Source organism: Paracoccus sp. J39, assembly GCF_000518925.1.
Taxonomy (GTDB): domain Bacteria; phylum Pseudomonadota; class Alphaproteobacteria; order Rhodobacterales; family Rhodobacteraceae; genus Paracoccus.
Genome location: NZ_JAEN01000025.1, coordinates 24,902 through 45,980, shown reverse-complemented (window position 1 = coordinate 45,980; position 21,079 = coordinate 24,902). Strand labels below are relative to the sequence as shown.

The following is a 21,079-nucleotide window of genomic DNA, read 5'->3' as shown; positions in this document are numbered from 1 at the left end:
AACGGAACCGCCATGATCCTGACCCGCCCGCTGCTTGCCGCCCTTGCCCTGATCGCCTCGCTTGGCGCTGCCGCGGCGGATGTGGTGGCCACCGACATCCTGGGCCGAGAGGTGCACCTGCCCGAGCCCGCCCGCCATATCGTGCTGGGCGAGGGGCGCCACCTGTCGGTGCTGGGCCTGATCCATGACGATCCGGTGGCGCTGGTTTCCGGCTGGCGGCTGGACAAGGCGCTGGACGAGCCGACCATGCGGGCCTATCGCGAGAAATTCCCGGCCATCGACGCCATCCGCCCGATCGGCTCGGGCAATCGCGACATCTCGGCCGAGGCGATCATCGCGCTGCATCCCGACCTGGTGTTGCTGACGCTGATCGACCAGAAGGATCCCGGCATGGAGGTCGCCCGCCGGCAGATCGAGGCGGCGGGCATCCCGGTCGCCTATGTCGACTTCTTCTCGCATCCGCAGGAGAACTCGATCCCCAGCCTGCGCATCCTGGGCAAGCTGACCGGCGCCGAGGAACGCGCCGAGGAATTCGCCACCTTCTACGAAAGCCGGCTCGACCGCATCCGCGACCGGCTGGCCGTGCCGGGCATCACCCGGCCGCGGGTCTTCTTCCATGTCCATGCCGCCGCACAGAACTGCTGCTCGACCGTCGGCACCGGGGTGTTCCATGACTTCATCACCACAGCGGGCGGGCAGAATATCGGCAATGACAGCGTCAAGGGCGTGCTGGGCAATGTCAGCCTGGAATACCTGATCGGCGCCGATCCCGACGTCTATATCGCCACCGGCGGCACGCATATGGCGGCGCGCGGCGGGCTGGTGCTGGGCTCGGGCGTCGATGCGCAAACCGCCCGGGCCAGCTTCGACAGGCTGATCTCGGCGCCCGGATTCTCGTCGCTGCGCGCGGTGGAACAGGGCCGGGCCGCCGGCGTCTGGCACCTGTTCAACGATTCGCCCGTGCATATCGCGCTGATCGAATACCTGGCCAAGACCTTCCATCCCGACCTGTTCGAGGATGTCGATCCCCTCGCCACCCTGGCCGAGATCAACGCCCGCTTCTCGCCGGTCATCGTGCCGGGGACATGGTGGGTGACGCCGGAACAATGAGCGACGCGACGCTTCAGCTTTATCACCGGCAGGGCCGGCGCAACGCCCTGCTGGTCGGGGTGCTGGGACTGGCGGCGCTGGCGGCGCTGCTGCTGGATCTGGTGACCGGCCCGGCCGGGCTGCCGCTGGCCGATACGCTGCGGGCGCTGGCCGGCGGCGAGGTGGCGCGCGGCACCAGCGTCATCGTCTGGGAGGTGCGCCTGCCCGTGGCCTGCATGGCGCTGCTGGTCGGCGCGGCGCTGGCGCTGGCCGGGGCCGAGATGCAGACGGTGCTGGAAAACCCGCTGGCCGAGCCCTTCACGCTGGGCGTGTCCTCCTCGGCCGCGCTCGGCGCCGCCGTGGCGATCGTGCTGGGCCTGACCCTGCCCGGCCTGCCGGCGGTCTGGAGCGTCTCGGGCAACGCCTTCCTGTTCGCGCTCGGCGCGCTGGGGCTCTTGCAGCTCTTGGGCCGCATCCGCGGCGGCGGCCCCGAGGTGCTGATCCTGTTCGGCGTGGCGCTGAACTTCACCGCCGCCGCGCTGCTGTCGCTGCTGCAATTCGTCGCCTCGGCCGATGCGCTGCAACAGCTGGTGTTCTGGACCATGGGCAGCCTCGCCTCGGCGCAATGGCCCGGCGTGGTGCTGATCGCGGTGGTCCTGCTGGTCTCGGTGCCATTTTCCTTCCGCGCGGCCTGGAAGCTGACGGCGCTGCGGCTGGGCGAGGACCAGGCGCGCAGCTTTGGCGTCGATGTCACCGGCCTCAGGCGCTGGACGCTGCTGCGGGTCAGCCTGCTTGCCGCCTCGGCGGTGTCGATGGTCGGGGTGATCGGCTTTGTCGGCCTGGCCGGGCCGCATATCGCCCGGATGCTGGTGGGCGAGAACCACCGCGTCTTCCTGCCCGCCAGCCTGCTGACCGGGGCGCTGGTGATGTCACTGGCCTCGACGCTGTCGAAGACGCTGGTGCCCGGCGTGCTGCTGCCGGTCGGGCTCGTCACCTCGCTGATCGGGCTGCCGATCTTCTTCGCGCTGATCCTGCGCGGCAGGCGGCGCTGATGCAGGGGCTGCTGGCGCAGGGCATCTCGGTGCGCTACGGCGCGCGCAGCGTGCTGGAAGGGCTGGACCTGCCGCTGCTGCGCCCGGGCGAGGTCACGGTGCTGGCCGGGCCGAACGCCGCCGGGAAGTCCACGCTGCTGCGCGCCATCGCGCAGCTGCAGCCGCATGGCGGCAAGGTGCTGCTGGACGGCAGGGACCTGGCCCATGTGCCGATGCGCGACCGCGCCCGGCTGGTGGGCTTCATGCCGCAAAGCCTGCCGGCCGGCTCGTCGCTGGTGGCGCTGGAAAGCGTGATCGCGGCGCTGCGCGCGGGCGACACGCTGGGCGCGCGCGGGGCCGATGCCACCGCCATGGCGGTGCTGGACAAGCTGGGCATCGGCGCGCTGGCGCTGGAGCCCCTGTCGGCGCTGTCGGGCGGCCAGCGGCAGATGGTCAGCCTGGCGCAGGCCATCGTGCGCGACCCGCGCCTGCTGCTTCTGGACGAGCCGACCAGCGCGCTGGATCTGGCGCGGCAGGTGCGGCTGCTTTCCGAACTGCGGCGCCTGGCGGCCGAGGGGCGCATCGTCGTCGCCGTGCTGCACGATCTGGCGCTGGCGGCGCAATGGGCCGACCGGATCGTGCTGATGCATGGCGGCCGGACCCATGCCGAGGGTCGCCCGGAAGAGGTCCTGACCCCCGCCCTGCTGGCCGAGGTCTATGGCGTCGAGGCAAGGGTCGAGCGTTGCTCGCGCGGCCGCATCATGGTGCTGATCGACGCCGAACACGCGCCGGGCTAAGGGGCCGGGCTAAGGGCTCGTCAGGCCCGGCGGCCGCTCAATGCGCCCGCTGCCGCGACCGGAAGGGCAAGGGCGCGACCGGGATGCCATCCTCGAGCAGCTTCCTGGCATCCTCCAGCCTGGCCTCGCCATGGATGGCGCGGGCGGGCGCCAGCCCCTCATGCATGGCGCGGGCCTCGGCGGCGAAGGACATGCCGACGTAATCCGAATGTTCCTCGACATGGCGGCGCAGCTTCTCAAGCGCGGCCTCGTGGTCGTTGCGGGGACTGTGCAGGTCGGCGGCCTCGTCGCGGGGCTGGGCGACGCGCGGCGCCATCAGCGCCTTTTCCACCTCGGCCGAGCCGCAATGCGTGCAGGTGACCTGGCCCGCGGCGCGCAGGCTTTCGAACCCGTCCGAGGACCGGAACCAACCATCGAAATCATGGCCTTTGTCGCAACGCAGGGCATAGCGGATCATCTCGACTCCTTTCCCTGTCAAATATCGGGCCGCGCAAGGGCTTATACAAGGTCAGGGCCGCGCCAGACGCCGAATCCGCGCGATCAGCGTTGCGGGATTGCCAGCCCGCGCCAGCAGCAGCGCCCGGGCCGCCGCACCCATGCGGCGCTGGCCCGCGGCGTCCTGCACCAGCGCGGCCAACGCCTGCGGCAGCGCCGCGGCCTCGCAGGGCCGCGCCCCGCCCGCCGCCGCCAGATCGGCATAGTCGCAGGCATGGTTGGCGACATGCGGCCCGTTCAGGATGGCACAGCGCCAGGCGGCCGGCTCCCATGGCGTATGGCCGCCGTGATCGGCGAAGGAACCGCCGGTGACGCAGATGCCGGCGGCGCGATACCACAGCGCCATCTCGCCCAGCGTATCGGCCAGCAGCACCGGAGCGCCGGGCCCGCCGCCCCGGCTGCGGCGGGCGAAATCCAGCCCGCGCGCCGCGATCAGCGCCGCCACGGCGTCGCCGCGCTGGGGATGGCGCGGCGCCAGGATCAGCCGCAGCTCCGGCACCGCCGCGCGCGCGGCGGTCCAGGCATCCAGCATCAGCGCATCCTCGCCCTCATGGGTCGAGGCCGCCAGCACGGTGCGGCAACGCTCCGGCGCATCCTCGCCCGGATCGACACGGGCCGGGCCCAGCAGCTTCAGGTTCAGCCGCGGCGTCAGCGCATCAGCCCGCAGCCCCAGCGCCAGAAGCCGCGCCTCGCTGTCCGCATCCTGCGCCGAAAGCGCGTCGATGCGGGCCAGCATCGGCCCGATCAGCCCCGGCAGCCGGCCCCAGCGCGCCGCCGAGCGCACCGAGATGCGCGCGCCGACCACCACCTGCGCCACGCCCCGCGCCGCCGCCATGGCCGAGCGGTTGGGCCAAAGCTCGTTCTCGACCGTGACCATCACGGCGGGCCGCACCCGGTCCAGAAAGCGCCCCACCGCCTGCGGCACGTCCAGCGGCGCCAGCGCGCAGGCATGGCCCAGCCGCCGGGCCAGATCGCGCCCGGTCAGGCTGTTCGTCGTCACCACCAGGGGAAAATCCCGCGCCAGTTCCTCGGCCAGCACCTGAACCGAGTTGAGCTCGCCCAGGCTCGCCGCATGCAGCCAGATCCCGCCCGGCGCGGCTTCGGGACCCGAAAGCGCCAGCCGCTCGCGCCAATCCGCCCCGGCCAGCGGCGCGGCCAGATCCAGCGCCCCGCCGGCCAGCGCCGTGGCGCCGCGCCAGATCAACGCAGGGCGGCCTCGGCGGCCTCGCGGATGGCGCGGATGTTCTCGCCATAGGGTGCACTGTTCGACACCGAACCGCCCCGGAACACCGCCGAGCCGGCGACCAGCACATCCGCCCCCGCCGCCGCGACCAGCGGCGCGGTGGTGGGATCGACCCCGCCGTCGATCTCGATATGCACCGGCCGGTCGCCGATCATGGCGCGCAGGTCGCGCACCTTCTCGATCTGGCTGTAGATGAACTTCTGCCCGCCGAAACCGGGGTTCACCGTCATCACGCAGATCAGGTCGATATCGTCAAGCAGCGGCCGCGCCGCCTCGGCGGGCGTGCCCGGGTTCAGCGCCAGCCCGGCCCTGGCGCCGGCGCCGCGAATGGCCTGAAGCGTGCGGTGGACATGCGGCCCGGCCTCGACATGGGCGGTGATGATGTCGCTGCCCGCCTCGGCGAAGGCCTCGATATAGGGATCGACGGGCGCGATCATCAGATGCACGTCCATCACGCCGCGGATATGCGGCCGGATCGCCTTGCACATGGCGGGACCGAAGGTCAGGTTGGGCACGAAATGCCCGTCCATCACGTCGACATGGACCCAGTCGGCGCCCTGATCCTCGACCGCCCGGCATTCCTGGCCGAAATTGGCGAAATCCGCGGAAAGGATCGAAGGCGCGATCTTGATGCGGCGGTCGAACGTCATGGCTGGCTCCCTGCACATACCCGCTCGGGTTACCGTCCCGGCCCGCCGGCCGTCAACCGGCATGAAAGTCGCATTTCTCCGTTTTCCAAATACTCCGCGGGGGTCCGGGGGCGCGAAGCCCCCGGCTTCCCTCTTGGGCTTTCCGCCGCAGGGCCTATATTGGGACCAAGGCGCCAGGCCGCCACCGGCCCCGCGCATCCGCATTCCGAAGGACTTGTAATGACCGAAACGAAGGATCTTTCCTGGGACGACAGCGTGCTGCCCTTCCAGCTGGAGCGCTCGGGCATGCGCGGCCGCGCCGCGCGTCTCGGGCCGGTGCTCGAACATATCCTGTCGCGCCACGACTATCCGGTCGCGGTCAGCGCCATGGTGGCGGAGCTGACCGCCCTGACCGCGCTGATCGGCCAGACCATCAAGCTGCGCTGGAAACTGTCGCTGCAGGTGCGCGGCAACGGGGCCATCCGCACCATCGCCACCGACTATTACGCCCCCGAGACCGAGGGCGGTCCGGCCCGCATGCGCGCCTGGGCCAGCTTCGACGCGGACCGGCTGCACGAGGGCCTGCCCGGCTTCGACCAGCTCGGCCAGGGCTATTTCGCGGTGCTGATCGACCAGGGCGAGGGCACGACCCCCTACCAGGGCCTGACGCCCCTGGCCGGCGGCTCGCTTGCCACCTGCGCGCAGACCTATTTCGAACAGTCCGAGCAGCTGCCGACCCGCTTTGAGCTGACGGTGGGCCGCGCGCGCATGCCCGGCCAGGCCGAGGAGCACTGGCGTGCCGGCGGCATCATGCTGCAGACCCTGCCCGCCGCCAGCCATGCCGCGCCCGAAGGCGGCACGCTGCAATCCGCCGACATCCTGCAGGGCGCGCAATCCGAGGACTGGAACCGCAGCAGCATGCTGATGGCCACGGTCGAGGCGATGGAGCTGGTCGATCCCGCCCTGCCCCTGCCGAATCTGGTCTTCCGCCTGTTCCACGAGGAGGAACCGACCGCCTTCGAGGTTCAGGACCTGGTCTTCGGCTGTTCCTGCAATGCCGACCGGGTGCGCGGCACGCTGTCGATCTATTCCGCCAAGGACATCGCCCACATGACGAACGAGGACGGCATCGTCACCGCCGATTGCCAGTTCTGCGGCGCGCATTACGAATTCGACCCGCAAAGCCTCGGCTTCGAGGCGACCGTGGATGCCGAGGGCAATCCCCTGCCGCAAGCCGGGGCCGGGGAAAACCGGGCCGCGCTTTGATGACGGCGATCCGCGAGACATTGATGCGGGCCCTGTCGGGAACGACGGGGCCCTCGTCCGATTTCGACTTCGGCGGCGCCCCCGCGCCGGCCGAGGTCGCGCTGCGCCCCGCCGGGGTGCTCGCCGCCTTCGACGCCGCGGACGGGCGGCTGGTGCTGACCAAGCGCGCCTCGAGCCTGCGCCACCATCCCGGCCAGATCGCCCTGCCCGGCGGCAAGGTCGATCCCGGCGATGCCGACGAGGTCGCCGCCGCCCTGCGCGAGGCGCATGAGGAGGTGGGCCTCGATCCCGCCCGGGTCGAGGTGCTGGGCACCATGCCGCCGCATCGCACCATCACCGGTTTCGCCATGACCCCGGTGCTGGCGCTGATCCACGGCCCCTTTACCCCGATCCCCGAGGCCGGAGAGGTCGAGGAAGTGTTCACCGTCCCCTTCGCCCATGTCGCCGATCCGGCCAGTTACCACATCGAGGGCCGGATCTGGCGCGGCGCGCGGCGGGACTATTATGTCGCCCCCTGGGGGCCCTATTATATCTGGGGCGCCACCGCCCGCGTGCTGCATTCCCTGGCGACAAGGCTTTCCGCATGACCCGGCTGACCGCGCCTTTCCTGGACGACCCGGCCCTGGGGCAGGTGCTGGCCGCACTTTCCGCGGGCGGCGCCCAGGCATTGATCGTCGGCGGTGCGGTCCGAAACGCGCTTCTGGGCGAGCCGGTGGCGGATGTGGACATCTCGACCTCGGCCCGGCCCGAGGAGACCGTGCAACTGGCCGAGGCGGCCGGCCTGCGCTCGGTGCCCACCGGCATCGAGCATGGCACCGTCACCGTCATCGCCGATGGCCGCGGCTTCGAGGTCACCAGCTTTCGCCGCGACGTGGAAACCGATGGCCGCCGTGCCGTCGTGGCCTATTCCGACCGCATCGAGGACGATGCGCGGCGGCGCGACTTCACCATGAACGCGCTTTACGCCACCGCCTCGGGCGAGGTGCTGGACCCGGTGGGCGGCCTGCCCGACTTGGCGGCGCGCCGGTTGCGCTTCGTCGGCGACCCGCGCGCGCGCATCGCCGAGGACTATCTGCGCATCCTGCGCTTCTTTCGCCTGCTGGCCTGGTATGGGCGCGAGGCCGACCTGCACGCGCTGGCCGCCTGCCGCGAATTGCGCCAGGGGCTTGCCGGCATCTCGAAGGAACGCATCGGCCACGAGATGCGCAAGCTGCTCGGCGCCCCCGACCCGTCCCACGCCGTGGCGCTGATGGCCGAGGCGGGGGTGCTGCCGCTGGTCCTGCCTGGCGCGGATGCCAGCGACCTGCCGGAACTGGTCGAGATCGAGCGGGAATACGGCACCGGCGCCCTGCCCTGCTGGCCGCGCCGGCTGGCGCTCTTGGGCGCGCCGAACCCGGCCGAGGCGCTGCGCCTGTCGCGGGACGAGGCCCGCACCCAGGACCGGATCGTGCAGGCGCTGACCATGCCTGCGCCCGCCGCCGCCTATCGCCTGGGCCGCGCCAGCGCCGCGCAAGCGGTGCTGATCCGCGCCGCCCGCGGCGACAGGCCCGCCTTCGGCTGGTGCCACGAGCTTGCCCGCGGCGCCGGGGCGAAATTCCCGCTGACCGCCCGCGACCTGATGCCGGACCTGTCCGGCCCCGCCCTGGGCGAGGCGCTGCGCCGGGCCGAGGACGCCTTTGTCGAAAGCGATTTCACCCTGCCGCGCGAGGCGCTGCTGCGGATCGCCCTGCAACAGGAGGCCCGCGCCTGATGCATGATTTCTTCGCCCGCATGATCGACGCCTTCCGCCCGGCCGAGGGCCCGCCGCCGCGCAGCCTGCTGGCCTTTTTCCGCTGGTGCCTGTCGGGCGCATGGCCGGGGCTGACGCTGGCCGCGGTGGCCTCGGCGCTGGGAGGCATCGCCGACGTGGTCTCGGCCGTGCTGCTGGGCTGGGTGGTCGACGCGGTGGTCTCAACCCCCGTGGACCGGATCTGGGCGGACCAGGGCGGGCTGATCCTGGGCTTTGCCGCCTTCTTCCTGCTGATCCGCCCGGCGATCTTCGGGCTTTCGACCGCCAGTTCCAGCGTCATCATCGGGCCGAACATCCTGCCCCTGGTGCTGTCGCGGCTGCATCGCTGGACCATGGGCCATGCGGTGACCTTCTTCGACAACGACTTCGCCGGCCGCATCGCGCAAAAGCAGATGCAGACCGCCCGCGCCGTGACCGACGTGGCGACAGAATTCGTCAACGTGGTGGCCTTTGCCCTGGCCTCGGTGATCGGCTCGGCCGCCTTCCTGGTCTCGGTCGACGGCTGGGGCGCGCTGGCGCTGATGGTCTGGCTGGGCTCCTACGTGCTGCTGATCCGCTTCTTCCTGCCGCGCATCCGCACGCGCTCGGCCAGCCGGGCCTCGGCGCGGGCCATGGTGACGGGTCAGGTCGTGGACACGATCACCAATATCAAGACCGTCAAGCTTTTCGCCCATGCCGAGCACGAGGACCGCGCCGCGCTTGGCGCCATGGCCGGCTTTCGCGAACGCGCGCTGGATTTCGGCCGGGTCAGCACCTGGTTCCGCCTGTCGCTGATGACCATTGCCGGCGCACTGCCGGTGATCCTGGTCGGCGGCACCATCCTGCTGTGGCGGCAGGGCATGGCCACGGCGGGCGACATCGCCGCCGCCGGCGCCATCGCCATGCGGCTGGCGCAGATGACCGGCTGGGTCAGCATGGCGCTGATGGGGGTCTGGGGCTCGATCGGCGAGGTCGAGGACGGCATGAAGACCCTTGCCCCGCCCCATGCCCTGACCGATGCGCCCGATGCCGTCACCCTGGGCCGGGTCCAGGGCCGCATCGACTTCGACCACGTGGATTTCGCCTATGGCCGCGGCGAGGGGCAAAGCAATGGCGGCGGCATCATCGACCTGGACCTTCATGTCGCGGCGGGCGAAAAGCTGGGCATCGTCGGCGCCTCGGGGGCGGGGAAATCCACCATGGTCTCGCTGCTCTTGCGGCTTTACGACGTGGAGGGCGGCGCTGTCCGGGTGGACGGCCATGACGTGCGCGCCGTGACGCAGGAAAGCCTGCGCCGCAACATCGCCATGGTCACGCAGGAAACCGCCATGTTCAACCGCTCGGCGCGCGAGAACATTCTCTACGGTCGCCCCGACGCGACCGAGGACGAGATCGTCGCCGCAGCCAAGGCCGCCGAGGCGCATGAGTTCATCCTCAAGCTGCGCGACCACATGGGCCGCACCGGCTATGACGCGCATCTGGGCGAGCGCGGCGTCAAGCTGTCCGGCGGGCAGCGCCAGCGCATCGCGCTGGCCCGCGCGCTCTTGAAGGACGCGCCCATCCTGGTGCTGGACGAGGCGACCTCGGCACTGGACAGCGAGGTCGAGGCGCAGGTCCAGGACGCGCTGCACCGTGCCATGCGGGGCAAGACCGTGCTGGCCATCGCGCACCGGCTTTCGACCATCGCCGAACTGGATCGCATCGTCGTGCTGGAATCCGGCCGCATCGTCGAGCAGGGCAGCCATGCCGAACTGCTGGCGCTGGACGGCACCTATGCCCGCTACTGGAACCGGCAATCCGGCGGCTTCCTGGGCACCGACGAGCACGAGGAAACCACCGAGGCCGCCGAGTGATCTGGACCGTCGAGCGGCTGGGCCGCAAGGGCGATGGCGTGGCGGTCGGGACCGGGGGCCGCGCGCTGGCGGCGCTGACCCTGCCCGGCGAGGTGATCGAGGGCGAGGCCGAGAACGGCCGCATCGCCAGCCCGCGCATCGTGACGCCTGCGCCCGAGCGGGTGCGCCCGTCCTGCCCGCATTACCGCGCCTGCGGCGGCTGCGCGCTGATGCACGGCTCCGAGGCTTTCGTGAAGGCCTGGAAGGTCGGCGTGGTGACCGAGGCGCTGCGCGCGCAGGGGCTTTCCGCGCCGATCGCGGGGGTGCATGTCTCGCCGCCGCGCTCGCGCCGGCGGGCGGTGCTGTCGGGGCGGCGGACGAAGAAGGGCGCGCTGCTGGGCTTTCACGCCCGCGCCTCGGAGGTGATCGTGGACATTGCCGATTGCCATGTGCTGCGGCCCGCCATCCAGTCGGCCCTGCCGCTGCTGCGGCGGCTGGTCGCCGCCGGCGCCTCGCGCGCGGGCGAGCTGTCGCTGACCGTGACCGACACGCCGGCCGGGCTGGACGTGGCGGTGACCGGCGGCAAGCCGATGGAGCCGGGGCTGTTCCAGACCCTGTCGGCGCTGGCCGACCAGGGCGACCTGGCGCGGCTCAGCTGGGACGGCCAAAGCATTACCCGCCGCCCGCCGGCGCTGCCGATGGGGCGGGCGCAGGTCGTGCCACCGCCGGGCGGTTTCCTGCAGGCCACCGCCGAGGGCGAGGCGGCGCTGCTGGCCGCCCTGCGCGACATGCTGCGCGGCGCCGGCCGGGTGCTGGACCTGTTCGCCGGCTGCGGCACCTTCACCCTGCCCCTGGCCGAGGCGGCCGAGGTCCATGCCGTCGAGGGCCTTGCCGCGCCGCTGCAGGCGCTGGACGCCGCCGCCCGCCGCAGCCCCGGCCTGCGCCGAATCACGACCGAGATTCGCGACCTTGCCCGCCGGCCGCTGCTGCCCGACGAGCTGGTCTATGACGCAATCGTGATCGACCCGCCGCGCGCCGGGGCCGAGGCGCAGGCGCGCGAGCTGGCCCGTTCCGGGGTGGGCAGGCTCGCCTGGGTCAGCTGCGATCCCGTCACTTTCGCCCGCGATGCGCGGATTCTCGCCGAGGGCGGGCTGGCGCTGACGCGGCTCTTCGTGGTCGATCAGTTCCGCTGGTCGCCGCATGTCGAGACCGCGGCGGAATTCCGCCGGCGCTAGCGAAATCTTAATCTCTGTGGTATTTCATAACAAAACGAAGCGCATAGCGCACATAGAGGGCAGTGATGATTCGGGCAATTCGCGCATTTTTCGCGGTTGTCGCGGTTGCCGTTGTGGCAAGCTGCGGCGGTGGCGACAGCCTGCAACCCAGCAAGACCTATCAGGGTCCGCCGATCACGCAGATCGTGGTCAAGAAGGCCGATCGCAAGATGTATCTGGTCAGCGGCAAGGAAGTCGTCAAAAGCTACAAGATCCATCTCGGCAACCAGCCGGTCGGACCCAAGCGGTTCGAAGGCGACGGCCGCACGCCCGAGGGCCTGTATTTCGTCGACCGCTTCAATCCGCGCAGCCGCTACCACCTGTCGGTCGGGATCTCCTATCCTTCGGCGCAGGACGTGGCCAATGCGGCAGCCATGGGACTGCGGCCGGGCGGCGACATCTTCATCCATGGCCTGGGCCCCGAGGGCAAGGCGCTGAACCGCCCGGACTGGACCGCCGGCTGCATCGCCGTCACCGACGAGGAGATCGAGGAGATCTTCACCATGCTGCGGCCGGGCGTGCCGATCTTCATCTACCCCTAGGCGCCGCTGGCGCTCAGGCTGGTGCCTGGAACGACAAAGGCTCCGCGCAGCGTCGCGGGGCCTTGGCTTTCAGGAAGCTCGCAGGCCGGCTGACGGCCTGTTCTCCGCCCTGCAGCCTTGCAGGGCCTTGCGGCCGCCGGCCGCCGCAGCAGGAAAGCCCGGGATGGGGATGCCTGTCCTGTCCGGCGGTGCCTGCCTTGCCATCCAGACGCGCCGGGCGACAGAGCATTGCCCCTTGCCGCCTGCCGCAATCCGGGTCGCAGCCACCCAGACTTCCGGGACCGGACCGATACCGCCTGCCCGCTTTGCGGGTCGGCAAGCGAAAGGCGCGGCCCGCCTCGGGGCCGCGCTGCCGGATCAGATGCCGGCGCCCGGCGCAAAGCCGCCCGCCATGGCCGTCGGCGCACCCGCCCCGCCGCCGGTGATCAGCACCCACCAGATCTTGCCCGACGGCTCCTGATACCAGCCGACGCCGAATTCCGCGGCGCGCGGATCCATGATCACGTCGCGCGTGTCGCGATTCTGCATCCAGGCATTCAGCGTGGTGATCTCGTTCTCATAGGTTTCCGAGATGTTCTCGCCGACCAGATGGCCCATGTAGCCTTGGCGCCGCACCCGATCCAGCGGCGACGAGCCGTCCGAGCCGAAATGCCAGGCGCGGTTCTGCGCCGCCATGTCGCGGGCATGCACCTTGGCCGCCGCGTCCAGCATCGGGTTCTGCACCACGCCGGGCGCCGCGATATTGGCGCGCAGCGCATTGATCTGGCCGGCGATCCGGCCGGGGATCTGCGCCTCTTCGCGCGGCGTGATCTTGTAGGCGACCGGCAGCGGCTGGCCATCGGGGCCGAGTTGCTGCTGCGGCTGCTGGCAGGCCGCAAGGGCCAGAACCGACACGAGCGCCAGGGTGGAGAGTTTCAGCATGATGTCCTGTCCCGAAAGGATATTTTGCGCCAGCCATACAAAAGCCCGGGGCCCGCTTCAAACCCAAGATTGCGTGAGGGCCACAGGCTGCGACTCTGTTGCGACAATGACGCTTGTTTGAATTGCAAGGTGTCCGGCGCGGGCGTAAATCCGCGCATCAGCAGACCTCTTTCGCAAATTCGGGCAGAGAAGGCCGCCGCAAGCGGTCCGTCACATATCAGGAGCGACACATGATCACGCCGAAAAATCCGGTCTCGCGCCGGAAATTTCTGACCGCCTCGGTGGCGATGGGCGCGGCAGGGCTGGCGGCGCCGGCCATCGCGCAGTCCTTCGACCCCTATACCGGCCAGCCGCTGCAGGGCACGGCGGGCGGCGCCACCCCGGATGCGGGCATGGTGCAATACGACGCCGGGCAGGATTCGCGCCGCAACATCTCCAGCTTCCGCATGCAGGACTGGCAGCCCTATTTCAGCACCCTGACCAACGGCGCCATCCTCGTGGACCTGACCTCGCGCGCGCTGCATTACTGGTCCGAGGACCAGACGGTCTACAAGCTGTTCCCGACCTCGGTCCCGGTCAGCCCCGACCTGACCCGCACCGGCCGCACCGAGATCATCAAGAAGGTCGAGGGCCCGAGCTGGGCGCCCACCCCCGAGATGAAGAAGCGCAACCCCGAATGGCCGGATTTCGTGCCGCCGGGGCCGGACAACCCGCTGGGCACCCATGCGCTGTGGCTGAGCTGGCAGTATTACCGCATCCACGGCACGCATGACACGCGCAAGATCGGCCGCAAGTCCTCGAACGGCTGCATCGGCCTTTACAACGAGCATATCAAGCAGCTCTACGACCTGACCAAGATCGGCACCCAGGTGCTGCTGATCTGACCTGGCCGGGACAGGAACGACAGCAAGGGGCCGCAAGGCCCCTTTTTCGTTTCGACCGCCTGGATCAGCCAAGGCTCGGGCCGCACCGCCGGAGGATGCGGCCCGACCTTTGATCACGCCTCCGGACCCAGACCGAATGCCGGATGACGGATCAGTTCTTCGCAAGGCTCGGTGCCGCCGAAGGGCAGGGCCAGAACCACCCCGGGCAGCCAGCTGCGCCCAGGCCAGGGAAGGCCCGGAAACCGAACCGGCCATGATAGGCGGGATCGCCCACCAGCGCCGCGCCGCGGCCGGTGGCCCGCAACCGGCGGAGGGCCTGTGCCATTGACGGCAAAACGGCAAGCGGGCCGATCAGGCCGCAGCCGTCCTGCGTGCCGATCCGTGCCGCCGAAGCGCCCAGGTAGCCGATCACCTCACCCTCGTCCTCGGCCACAAGCGAGAGGGAAAGCCGCCCCTCCGCCCGCAGCGCCGCGACGAGGCCGGCCTCGGTTCCAGTGGATTGCGCAAGCATCCATGGCTTCGGCGACAAGCCGGCTGATCGCCGGGATGTCACCGGCGGTTTCATTGCGGATCAGCATGTCAGGCCCCCTGATTGTCGAGCTGCGCGAACGGAGGAGCGGCCGCGTTTCGAGATCCGATACGGGCTGCCTGACCGGGATTCGATCAGCCCTTTCCGCCGCAATCGGTTGAAGACGGCCAAATCGAAGCCGGCAAGGATCATCCCCTCGCGCGTGACGCATGTCACGGAGGTGATCTTGGCGCTGTCGACGCGCTCGTGCAGGATACGGCCGCCAAGGGCCAGGACGTGCAGCGCACGTTGTTCATTTCGTGAGATGTTCATGGAAGTCTCGCATGACGGACGTGAAAGACACCCCGAGCGCACATGCACCCGGCGGCTTTGGGTTCACGCGGCTCTCCGAGATTCAGAGAGCCTTGTCACACAAGCTCTGACATCCAGTCTCCACAGGCAGCAGGGGATCGTCGCTGCTCACGCCCCCCAATCCAGGAAACGGGCGGCTTTGGAACAACCCCGTAACATAGACGAACCGTGGCGGCCTGCCCCCAATCGGCGTCAGCGGCAGCGCGGGCCCTCAGACCCACCCCGCCAGGTTCTCGCCGATCACCGCGGTCAGCACGTCGATATGCGCGGGCTCGGCGTTCAGGCAGGGGATATAGGTGAACTCCTTGCCGCCGGCATGGATGAAGGCCTCGCGGATCTCGCCCTGGATCTCTTCCAGCGTCTCGATGCAATCGGCGGAAAACGCCGGCGAGATCACCGCGATCTCGGTGATGCCCTGCCGCGCCAGCTCGGCCACATGCTCGACCGTATAGGGGCGCAGCCATTCCTCGGTGCCGAAGACCGACTGGAAGGTGGTGTCGATCACGCCCTCGTCCCAGCCCAGCCGCTCGCGCAGCAGGCGCGAGGTCTTCTGGCACTGGCAATGATAGGGGTCGCCCTCCAGCAGATAGCGTTTCGGCATGCCGTGATAGCTGGCGACCAGCTTGCGGGGCTGGCGGCCGCCCAAGGCACGCTCGACCGAGCCGGCCAGCGCCGCGATATAGTCCGGCCGGTCGAAATAGGGCGGCACGGTGCGCGAGGCCGGCTGCCATTTCTGCGCCATCAGCGCCCGGAAGAACTGGTCGTTCGCCGTCGCCGTCGTCGCCCCCGCATATTGCGGATAAAGCGGGAAGAACAGGATGCGGTCGCAGCCCGCCTTGACCATGCGTTCGACCACGTCGGGGGTCGAGGGATTGCCGTAGCGCATGCAGAAATCGACCATCACCCGGTCGCCCCACAGCGCCGCCACCCGGTCCCGCAGCGCCGCCACCTGTTCCTTGGTGATGGTCATCAGCGGGCTTTCATTCGCCTCGTTGTTCCAGATGGTCTTGTAGTTCGCCCCCGAGGTGAAGGGCCGCTTGGTCAGGATGACGGTCTGCAGCAGCGGCTGCCATTTCCAGGCCGGGTAGTCGATCACCCGCTTGTCCGACAGGAACTCGGACAGATAGCGCCGCATCGACCAGTAATCGGTCGCGTCGGGCGTGCCCAGATTGGCGATCAGCACGCCGATCTTGCGGGCGGGAATCGGAGGGTGGCTGGCGGGGGCGTGCGCGGCAAGGGTCATTCGGGCTTTCTCGTGTGGGCCAGGGCTTCGGCAAGCGGCATCCTGGCCGAGCCCGGGCGAAGCGGTTTCTGCTGGCTGGCATCGGGCGCCCATCCGGTCAGGAAGACCAGGTCGAAGGTCGCCCGGATGCGCGTGCCGTCCTGCGGGTCGGGATGGGTTTCGGCATAAAGCGCGGCGGCGCGCAACAGGACATCTCGTCGCGTCGGGCGGCGCAGCCGGCCAGCCAGCGCGTTGCCCTCGCCCATGGCGCGCAGGTCGCGGGCCAGATGGAACAGGCTGCGATAGCTGGCGAACTGGGTGATCTGGTCGGCGACCGGCAGCGCCAGCCCGGCGCGCGGCAGCAGCCCGCCCAGGTCGCGGATCTCGCCCATGGGCAGGACGCGGGGCGACAGGCCGCCGGCGACCTCGGCCTCGGCGCGGGTCAGCGCCTCGCGCAGCTCGGAGAGGCTGCGCCCGCCGGGACAGGCGGCGATCAGCAGGCCGTCGGGGCGCAGCGCGCGGGCGGCCTGCGCAAGCTGGCCGACCGGGTCCTCGGCCCAGTGCAGCGCCATGGCGTGGATCACCAGGTCATGCGCGCCGGGTTGCAGGTCCAGCTGGGGCGCGTCGGCGACGATCTTCGCGCCGGGCATGGCCTCGCGCCAGAACTCCGGCAGGCCGGTCACCACGGCGACGTCGCTAAACCTTCTGTTAACCTCCGCCAGCCTATCCTGGATCTCGTCGGCGACAATTCGATGCAGGAAATCCACCGGCCCAAGGCGCAGGGCGCGGCGGCGGTTCCGCTCGAGCGCGCCGCGGTCGGTAAGGCTGGGAACGGGGGTGGAACGGTCGGGCATCATGGGGGCAGAACATAGGGGGCTTCGCGGCCTGATGAAAGGCGCATTGCGGTTGGTCTACCCGCCGCAATGCCTGTGTTGCGGCGCGCCGGTGGCCGAGGAGGGCGGGCTTTGCCCCGCCTGCTGGCGCGAGGCGGAATTCATCCAGGGCACCTGCTGCGGGCGCTGCGGGGTGCCGCTGCCCGGCGACGGGCTGGAGGATGCGGCCGATGAGGCGGCGGGGCTGCTGGTCTGCGACGACTGCCTGCGCATCCAGCGGCCCTGGCTGCGCGGCCGCGCGGCGCTGGCCTATCGCGGCACCGGACGCCAGCTGGCGCTGATGCTGAAACATGGCGACCGGCTGGACCTGGCGCCCGCGCTGGGGGACTGGGTGGCGCGGGCGGCTCAGCCGCTGCTGCGCCCGGGCATGGTGGTGGTGCCGGTGCCGGTGCATCTGCGCCGGCTGCTGCGGCGGAAATACAACCAGGCCGAGATGCTGGCCCGGCACGTGGCGCGGGCGCATGGGCTGGCGCATCTGCCCGGGGGCCTGCGGCGGCTGCGGCACACGCCGATGCAGGACCACGGCAGCGTCGGCGACCGGTTCGCGAATGTCGCGGGCGCCATCGCCGTGCCGGCGCGCATGGCTTCGCGCCTGCAGGGCCGCGCGGTGCTGCTGGTCGACGACGTGATGGCCTCGGGGGCGACCATGGCGGCGGCGGCCGAGGCGCTGCGGACCGCCGGGGCCGGGCCGATCTCGGTGGTGGTTCTGGCGCGGGCGGTCAAGGATGCATAGATAAGGGCCGAACAATGACTGCCGGGACGCGCTTATGGCCAAGGTCGAGATCTATACCACCCCCACCTGCCCCTATTGCATTGCCGCCAAATCGCTGCTGCGCAAGAAGGGCGTCGCCTATGAGGAAACCGATGTCAGCCGCGATCCGCAGCTGCGCGGCGCCATGACCCAGCGCGCCGGCGGCCGGCGCACCGTGCCGCAGATCTTCATCGACGGCCGCCATGTCGGCGGCAGCGACGACCTGCATGCGCTGGACTATCAGGGCAAGCTCGACGGGCTGCTGGGCCTGACGGCATGAGCGAGGCGCTGCGGGCGGCGCTGGTGCAGCTCAGCGTCTCGGACGATCCGGCGCGCAACCTGCCGGTCACGCGGGCCCTGGTCCGCGAGGCGGCGCAGGGCGGCGCCGGCTGGGTGCTGACCCCCGAGGCCACCAACCTGCTGGGCGCCGGCCGCGAATTGCAGGAGCGCATCCTGCATGTCGAGGCCGAGGACCCGACCCTGGCCGCCCTGCGCGAGGATGCGCGCGACCTGGGGATCTGGCTGCTGATCGGCTCGCTGTCGCTGAAGACCGGCGATCCGGCCGAGACGCGCTTTGCCAATCGCAGCTTCCTGATCGCGCCGGACGGCGCGATCCGCGCGCGCTACGACAAGCTGCACATGTTCGACGTGACGGTGTCGGACAGCGAATCCTATCGCGAATCCGCGGCCTTCCGCCCCGGCCGCCAGGCCGTGCTGGCCGAAGGGCCGCTGCCGGTCGGCATGACGGTCTGCTACGACCTGCGCTTTCCGCAGCTCTACCGGGCGCTGGCCAAGGCCGGGGCCGAGGTGCTGACCGTCCCCGCCGCCTTCAACGACACCACCGGCGCCGCGCATTGGGAGGTGCTGTTGCGCGCCCGCGCCATCGAGACCGGCTGCTTCGTGCTGGCCCCGGCGCAATGCGGCAGCCATGCGACGCATTTCGACCCCGGGCGCCGGGTCCGCCGCAGCCATGGCCATTCCCTTGCGGTCGGTCCCTGGGGCGAGGTGCTGGCCGACGGCGGCAGCGAGCCCGGCGTCACCTTCGTCACGCTTGACCGCGAGGCCGTTCTCGGGGCACGGTCCCGCATCCCATCGCTCACGCATGACCGAGACTTCGCCGGCCCATGACCGACAAGACCCCATGATCGACAAGACCCATGACAACCCGGCAGGGCATGCCGACATCTCGGCCGATGCCCTTGCGGCCAGCCTGTTTTCCGAGGTGTTCATCGCCGACCAGCTGGCGCGCGACCTGATCGGCAAGGCGCTGCCCAAGGGCATGCAGATCTCGCATTTCTCGGTGCTGAACCTGCTGGCGCATCTGAATGTCGAGCGCACGCCCGCCGAGCTGGCCGAGGCCTTCCATGTCACCCGCGGGGCGATGACCAACACGCTGTCGCGGCTGGAATGGGCCGGGCATATCCATATCCGCCCGGACTGGGACGACGCGCGGCGCAAGTTCGTGGCGATCAGCCCGGCGGGCCGGGCGGCGCGGGACGCGGCGCTGGCGGCCTTCATGCCGCGAATCGCCGATGTGGTGCGCGATGTCGGCGCCGACCGGGTGCGCGCGGCGCTGCCGGTGCTGCGCATGCTGCGCAAGCAGCTGGAAGAGACGTTGCGTCACGAATCGCGCGGCGGGCGCTGAGGGGCGCCGGTCGCCCGAGTATTTGGGAAACGGTGAAAGCCGGCTGTGGCCCGCCCCGCCGCTCCGTGGCGGTCGGGTATTTGCGGAACGAAGAAGCTTAGGCGTCGCGCAGGGCGGTCATCGCGTAATTGACCGACAGGTCGCGATGCGACAGCGACCAGCTCCAGCCCAGCGGGTTGAAGACCATGCCGCAGCGGTCGACGACGCGCAGCCCCGCCGCCTCGGTCATCCGCGCCAGCTCGTCCGGGGTGATGAAGCGGCGCCAGTCATGCGTCCCCTTGGGCAGCCAGCGCATGACCCATTCCGCCCCGACGATGGCGGCGGCGAAGCTGCGCGCCGTGCGGTTCAGCGTCGAGGCGATCAGCATGCCGCCCGGCGCCACCAGGTCGCGGCAGGTGGCGATGAACTGCGCCGGGTCGGCGACGTGCTCGACGATCTCCAGCGCCATGACCACGTCGAAGCGGCGCCCCTCGGCCGCCAGCGCCTCGGCCGTGGTGGCGCGGTAGTCGATGGCAAGGCCCTGTTCCGCGGCATGCAGGCCGGCAATGGCGATGTTGCCCTCGGCCGCGTCGGCGCCGGTCACGGTTGCGCCCAGCCGGGCCATCGGCTCGGCCATCAGCCCGCCGCCGCAGCCGATGTCGAGCAGCGTCAGCCCCTCGAAGGGCCGGGGCGCGGCCAGGTCGCGGCCGAACTGCGCCGCGACCTGGGCGGTGACATAGTCCAGCCGCGTCGGGTTCAGCATGTGCAGCGGCTTGAACTTGCCGTTCGGATCCCACCATTCCCGCGCCATGGCCTGGAACTTGGCGACCTCGGCCGGGTCGATGCTGCTGGGGGCCGGGCTGGCGGGGGCTGGTCTTTCGGTCATCTGGCCGTCCTTCATGTGGCGGGCGCGCGCGAGGCGCTATATAGTGGTGCCATGGACAGATTGGCAGGGCAAATCGGCGGCACGCCGTCGCATGGCAGGCTGCATCCGATGGTCGAGCCCTTCGACCGCCGGATGATCGTGGTCGGCGACGGCCACATGCTGCATGTCGAGCAGAGCGGCAATCCCGACGGCGTGCCGGTGATCGTCCTGCATGGCGGACCCGGAGGGGGGTGCAGCCCCTTCATGCGGCGCTTCTTCGACCCGGCGCATTACCGCGCGGTGCTGTTCGACCAGCGCGGCTGCGGCCGCTCGCTGCCCCATGCCGCGGTGGCGGCGAACACCACCCAGCACCTGATCGCCGATATCGAGGTGATCCGCCGCGAGCTGGGGATCGAGCGCGCCATCCTGTTCGGCGGCAGCTGGGGCGCCACGCTGGCGCTGGCCTATGCCCAGGCGCATCCCGACCCGGTGGTGGCGCTGGTGCTGCGCGGCGTGTTCCTGGGCCGGCGGGCCGAGCTGGACTGGTTCTATGGCGGCGGCGTCGCGCGCTTCTTTCCCGACCGCTGGGCCGAATTCCAGGCGCCGATTCCCGAGGCCGAACGCGACGACATGATCGCCGCCTATCACCGGCGGCTGTTCAGCGGCGACCGCGGACGGGAGATCCGCTATGCCCTGCCCTGGCTGGTCTGGGAAAACGCCCTGGCGGGGCTGGAGATCAACGGGCCGGGCCATGCGCCGCCCGACTATGCCCGCACCTTTGCCCGTCTGGAGAATCACTATTTCGCCCATGACTGCTTCCTGGCCGAGGGCCAGCTTCTGCGCGACCGCCACCGCATCGAGCACATCCCGGCCGTGATCGTGCAGGGCCGCTACGACATGGTCTGCCCGCCCCGCACCGCCTGGGAGCTGGCCGAGGGCTGGGCCAAGGCCGACCTGCGGCTGGTCCCCGCCTCGGGCCATGCGCTGAGCGAACCGCGAATCGCTGCGGAACTGGTGCGGGTGATGGATTGTTTCCGGGATGCGGCGCGATAGGGCGCGCCGCCTTTTTGGGC

24 protein-coding genes are annotated in these 21,079 nt (G+C 70.4%); 15 read left to right on the top strand and 9 right to left on the bottom strand.

Annotation, left to right across the window (positions count from 1 at the left end; translation table 11 throughout):
• Positions 1-12: 12 nt before the first annotated feature.
• The 3 genes from L632_RS0118495 to L632_RS0118485 are packed head-to-tail and all read left to right on the top strand — an operon-like array spanning position 13 to position 2,917.
• A complete protein-coding gene (locus L632_RS0118495) occupies positions 13-1,110 on the top strand; it encodes an ABC transporter substrate-binding protein (protein ID WP_028713971.1) in 1,098 nt (365 codons plus the stop codon).
• Positions 1,107-2,141, top strand: a complete 1,035-nt coding sequence (locus L632_RS0118490; RefSeq protein ID WP_036698855.1) for an iron ABC transporter permease — start codon at positions 1,107-1,109, stop codon at positions 2,139-2,141. The genes L632_RS0118495 and L632_RS0118490 overlap by 4 nt, the downstream gene beginning before the upstream one ends.
• Positions 2,141-2,917, top strand: coding sequence for an ABC transporter ATP-binding protein (locus tag L632_RS0118485; protein ID WP_028713969.1), 777 nt, complete (start codon positions 2,141-2,143; stop codon positions 2,915-2,917). Before L632_RS0118490 ends, L632_RS0118485 begins: the two co-directional genes overlap by 1 nt.
• 37 nt (positions 2,918-2,954) lie before the next feature.
• Here L632_RS0118485 and L632_RS0118480 read toward each other — a convergent pair whose 3' ends face one another.
• Genes L632_RS0118480 through rpe form a run of 3 tightly spaced genes read right to left on the bottom strand, consistent with a single transcriptional unit; the run spans position 2,955 to position 5,305 of the window.
• The gene (locus tag L632_RS0118480; protein WP_028713968.1) at positions 2,955-3,374 is read right to left on the bottom strand and encodes a DUF1178 family protein; all 420 of its coding nucleotides are present in this window, start codon (positions 3,372-3,374) and stop codon (positions 2,955-2,957) included.
• A gap of 51 nt (positions 3,375-3,425) precedes the next feature.
• Positions 3,426-4,616 carry a 3-deoxy-D-manno-octulosonic acid transferase gene (locus L632_RS0118475; protein ID WP_028717324.1) on the bottom strand — a complete coding sequence of 397 codons (1,191 nt, stop codon included), beginning with the start codon at positions 4,614-4,616 and terminating at the stop codon, positions 3,426-3,428.
• Positions 4,613-5,305, bottom strand: coding sequence for a ribulose-phosphate 3-epimerase (rpe, locus tag L632_RS0118470; protein WP_028713966.1), 693 nt, complete (start codon positions 5,303-5,305; stop codon positions 4,613-4,615). Before rpe ends, L632_RS0118475 begins: the two co-directional genes overlap by 4 nt.
• A 219-nt stretch (positions 5,306-5,524) precedes the next feature.
• On the opposite strand from rpe, the gene L632_RS0118465 reads away from it, so the two are divergent.
• The 6 genes from L632_RS0118465 to L632_RS0118440 all read left to right on the top strand — a co-directional run bounded on the left by L632_RS0118465 (position 5,525) and on the right by L632_RS0118440 (position 11,966).
• Positions 5,525-6,550, top strand: coding sequence for an Hsp33 family molecular chaperone HslO (locus tag L632_RS0118465; RefSeq protein WP_028713965.1), 1,026 nt, complete (start codon positions 5,525-5,527; stop codon positions 6,548-6,550).
• The gene (locus L632_RS0118460; RefSeq protein WP_028713964.1) at positions 6,550-7,137 is read left to right on the top strand and encodes a CoA pyrophosphatase; all 588 of its coding nucleotides are present in this window, start codon (positions 6,550-6,552) and stop codon (positions 7,135-7,137) included. Before L632_RS0118465 ends, L632_RS0118460 begins: the two co-directional genes overlap by 1 nt.
• Positions 7,134-8,300, top strand: coding sequence for a CCA tRNA nucleotidyltransferase (locus L632_RS0118455; RefSeq protein WP_028713963.1), 1,167 nt, complete (start codon positions 7,134-7,136; stop codon positions 8,298-8,300). Before L632_RS0118460 ends, L632_RS0118455 begins: the two co-directional genes overlap by 4 nt.
• Complete coding sequence (locus tag L632_RS0118450; protein ID WP_028713962.1) at positions 8,300-10,171, top strand: ABC transporter ATP-binding protein; 1,872 nt, start codon at positions 8,300-8,302, stop codon at positions 10,169-10,171. Before L632_RS0118455 ends, L632_RS0118450 begins: the two co-directional genes overlap by 1 nt.
• Positions 10,168-11,385, top strand: a complete 1,218-nt coding sequence (locus tag L632_RS0118445) for a class I SAM-dependent RNA methyltransferase (RefSeq protein WP_028713961.1) — start codon at positions 10,168-10,170, stop codon at positions 11,383-11,385. Before L632_RS0118450 ends, L632_RS0118445 begins: the two co-directional genes overlap by 4 nt.
• A 65-nt stretch (positions 11,386-11,450) precedes the next feature.
• The gene (locus L632_RS0118440; RefSeq protein WP_028713960.1) at positions 11,451-11,966 is read left to right on the top strand and encodes a murein L,D-transpeptidase family protein; all 516 of its coding nucleotides are present in this window, start codon (positions 11,451-11,453) and stop codon (positions 11,964-11,966) included.
• A 357-nt stretch (positions 11,967-12,323) separates the two neighbouring features.
• Here L632_RS0118440 and L632_RS0118435 read toward each other — a convergent pair whose 3' ends face one another.
• Positions 12,324-12,887, bottom strand: a complete 564-nt coding sequence (locus L632_RS0118435) for a CAP domain-containing protein (protein WP_028713959.1) — start codon at positions 12,885-12,887, stop codon at positions 12,324-12,326.
• A 230-nt stretch (positions 12,888-13,117) separates the two neighbouring features.
• Between L632_RS0118435 and L632_RS0118430 the strand changes: the two genes are divergently transcribed.
• Entirely contained in the window at positions 13,118-13,771 is a 654-nt protein-coding gene (locus tag L632_RS0118430) for a L,D-transpeptidase (protein ID WP_028713958.1), read from the top strand.
• A 151-nt stretch (positions 13,772-13,922) separates the two neighbouring features.
• Here the strand turns inward: L632_RS0118430 and L632_RS23105 are convergent, their stop codons facing one another.
• The 4 genes from L632_RS23105 to L632_RS0118415 all read right to left on the bottom strand — a co-directional run bounded on the left by L632_RS23105 (position 13,923) and on the right by L632_RS0118415 (position 16,730).
• Positions 13,923-14,282, bottom strand: a complete 360-nt coding sequence (locus tag L632_RS23105; RefSeq protein WP_232215726.1) for a GNAT family N-acetyltransferase — start codon at positions 14,280-14,282, stop codon at positions 13,923-13,925.
• 60 nt (positions 14,283-14,342) lie between these two features.
• Entirely contained in the window at positions 14,343-14,612 is a 270-nt protein-coding gene (locus L632_RS24035; RefSeq protein ID WP_084637885.1) for a YjhX family toxin, read from the bottom strand.
• A 250-nt stretch (positions 14,613-14,862) separates the two neighbouring features.
• Complete coding sequence (gene hemH / locus L632_RS0118420) at positions 14,863-15,894, bottom strand: ferrochelatase (protein ID WP_028713957.1); 1,032 nt, start codon at positions 15,892-15,894, stop codon at positions 14,863-14,865.
• Positions 15,891-16,730, bottom strand: coding sequence for a methyltransferase domain-containing protein (locus L632_RS0118415; protein WP_028713956.1), 840 nt, complete (start codon positions 16,728-16,730; stop codon positions 15,891-15,893). Before L632_RS0118415 ends, hemH begins: the two co-directional genes overlap by 4 nt.
• A 31-nt stretch (positions 16,731-16,761) precedes the next feature.
• On the opposite strand from L632_RS0118415, the gene L632_RS0118410 reads away from it, so the two are divergent.
• From L632_RS0118410 to L632_RS0118395, 4 genes are read left to right on the top strand one after another with little or no spacing between them, the layout of a single operon-like run.
• Entirely contained in the window at positions 16,762-17,499 is a 738-nt protein-coding gene (locus L632_RS0118410; RefSeq protein WP_028713955.1) for a double zinc ribbon domain-containing protein, read from the top strand.
• Between the two features lie 34 nt (positions 17,500-17,533).
• Positions 17,534-17,797 carry a glutaredoxin 3 gene (grxC, locus tag L632_RS0118405; RefSeq protein ID WP_028713954.1) on the top strand — a complete coding sequence of 88 codons (264 nt, stop codon included), beginning with the start codon at positions 17,534-17,536 and terminating at the stop codon, positions 17,795-17,797.
• Positions 17,794-18,645: a carbon-nitrogen hydrolase family protein gene (locus tag L632_RS0118400; RefSeq protein ID WP_232221002.1), complete on the top strand. Its 852-nt coding sequence runs from the start codon at positions 17,794-17,796 to the stop codon at positions 18,643-18,645. The genes grxC and L632_RS0118400 overlap by 4 nt, the downstream gene beginning before the upstream one ends.
• Positions 18,646-18,658: 13 nt before the next feature.
• Entirely contained in the window at positions 18,659-19,162 is a 504-nt protein-coding gene (locus tag L632_RS0118395; protein ID WP_051416308.1) for a MarR family winged helix-turn-helix transcriptional regulator, read from the top strand.
• Positions 19,163-19,259: 97 nt separating this feature from the next.
• On the opposite strand, the gene ubiG is transcribed toward L632_RS0118395, so the two are convergent.
• Positions 19,260-20,027 carry a bifunctional 2-polyprenyl-6-hydroxyphenol methylase/3-demethylubiquinol 3-O-methyltransferase UbiG gene (gene ubiG, locus L632_RS0118390; RefSeq protein ID WP_028713951.1) on the bottom strand — a complete coding sequence of 256 codons (768 nt, stop codon included), beginning with the start codon at positions 20,025-20,027 and terminating at the stop codon, positions 19,260-19,262.
• 51 nt (positions 20,028-20,078) lie between these two features.
• On the opposite strand from ubiG, the gene pip reads away from it, so the two are divergent.
• Entirely contained in the window at positions 20,079-21,059 is a 981-nt protein-coding gene (gene pip, locus L632_RS0118385) for a prolyl aminopeptidase (protein WP_028713950.1), read from the top strand.
• Positions 21,060-21,079 lie beyond the last annotated feature (20 nt).

Coding starts and splice junctions, on each gene's coding strand:
- L632_RS0118395 (WP_051416308.1), top strand. CDS start 18,659: ATGATCGACAAGACCCATGACAACCCGGCAGGGCATGCCGACATCTCG.
- L632_RS0118440 (WP_028713960.1), top strand. CDS start 11,451: ATGATTCGGGCAATTCGCGCATTTTTCGCGGTTGTCGCGGTTGCCGTT.
- L632_RS23105 (WP_232215726.1), bottom strand. CDS start 14,282: ATGCTTGCGCAATCCACTGGAACCGAGGCCGGCCTCGTCGCGGCGCTG.
- L632_RS0118435 (WP_028713959.1), bottom strand. CDS start 12,887: ATGCTGAAACTCTCCACCCTGGCGCTCGTGTCGGTTCTGGCCCTTGCG.
- pip (WP_028713950.1), top strand. CDS start 20,079: ATGGACAGATTGGCAGGGCAAATCGGCGGCACGCCGTCGCATGGCAGG.
- L632_RS0118495 (WP_028713971.1), top strand. CDS start 13: ATGATCCTGACCCGCCCGCTGCTTGCCGCCCTTGCCCTGATCGCCTCG.
- L632_RS0118490 (WP_036698855.1), top strand. CDS start 1,107: ATGAGCGACGCGACGCTTCAGCTTTATCACCGGCAGGGCCGGCGCAAC.
- L632_RS24035 (WP_084637885.1), bottom strand. CDS start 14,612: ATGAACATCTCACGAAATGAACAACGTGCGCTGCACGTCCTGGCCCTT.
- ubiG (WP_028713951.1), bottom strand. CDS start 20,027: ATGACCGAAAGACCAGCCCCCGCCAGCCCGGCCCCCAGCAGCATCGAC.
- L632_RS0118485 (WP_028713969.1), top strand. CDS start 2,141: ATGCAGGGGCTGCTGGCGCAGGGCATCTCGGTGCGCTACGGCGCGCGC.
- L632_RS0118410 (WP_028713955.1), top strand. CDS start 16,762: ATGAAAGGCGCATTGCGGTTGGTCTACCCGCCGCAATGCCTGTGTTGC.
- L632_RS0118415 (WP_028713956.1), bottom strand. CDS start 16,730: ATGATGCCCGACCGTTCCACCCCCGTTCCCAGCCTTACCGACCGCGGC.
- L632_RS0118465 (WP_028713965.1), top strand. CDS start 5,525: ATGACCGAAACGAAGGATCTTTCCTGGGACGACAGCGTGCTGCCCTTC.
- L632_RS0118480 (WP_028713968.1), bottom strand. CDS start 3,374: ATGATCCGCTATGCCCTGCGTTGCGACAAAGGCCATGATTTCGATGGT.
- L632_RS0118455 (WP_028713963.1), top strand. CDS start 7,134: ATGACCCGGCTGACCGCGCCTTTCCTGGACGACCCGGCCCTGGGGCAG.
- L632_RS0118450 (WP_028713962.1), top strand. CDS start 8,300: ATGCATGATTTCTTCGCCCGCATGATCGACGCCTTCCGCCCGGCCGAG.
- L632_RS0118430 (WP_028713958.1), top strand. CDS start 13,118: ATGATCACGCCGAAAAATCCGGTCTCGCGCCGGAAATTTCTGACCGCC.
- rpe (WP_028713966.1), bottom strand. CDS start 5,305: ATGACGTTCGACCGCCGCATCAAGATCGCGCCTTCGATCCTTTCCGCG.
- L632_RS0118460 (WP_028713964.1), top strand. CDS start 6,550: ATGACGGCGATCCGCGAGACATTGATGCGGGCCCTGTCGGGAACGACG.
- hemH (WP_028713957.1), bottom strand. CDS start 15,894: ATGACCCTTGCCGCGCACGCCCCCGCCAGCCACCCTCCGATTCCCGCC.
- L632_RS0118400 (WP_232221002.1), top strand. CDS start 17,794: ATGAGCGAGGCGCTGCGGGCGGCGCTGGTGCAGCTCAGCGTCTCGGAC.
- grxC (WP_028713954.1), top strand. CDS start 17,534: ATGGCCAAGGTCGAGATCTATACCACCCCCACCTGCCCCTATTGCATT.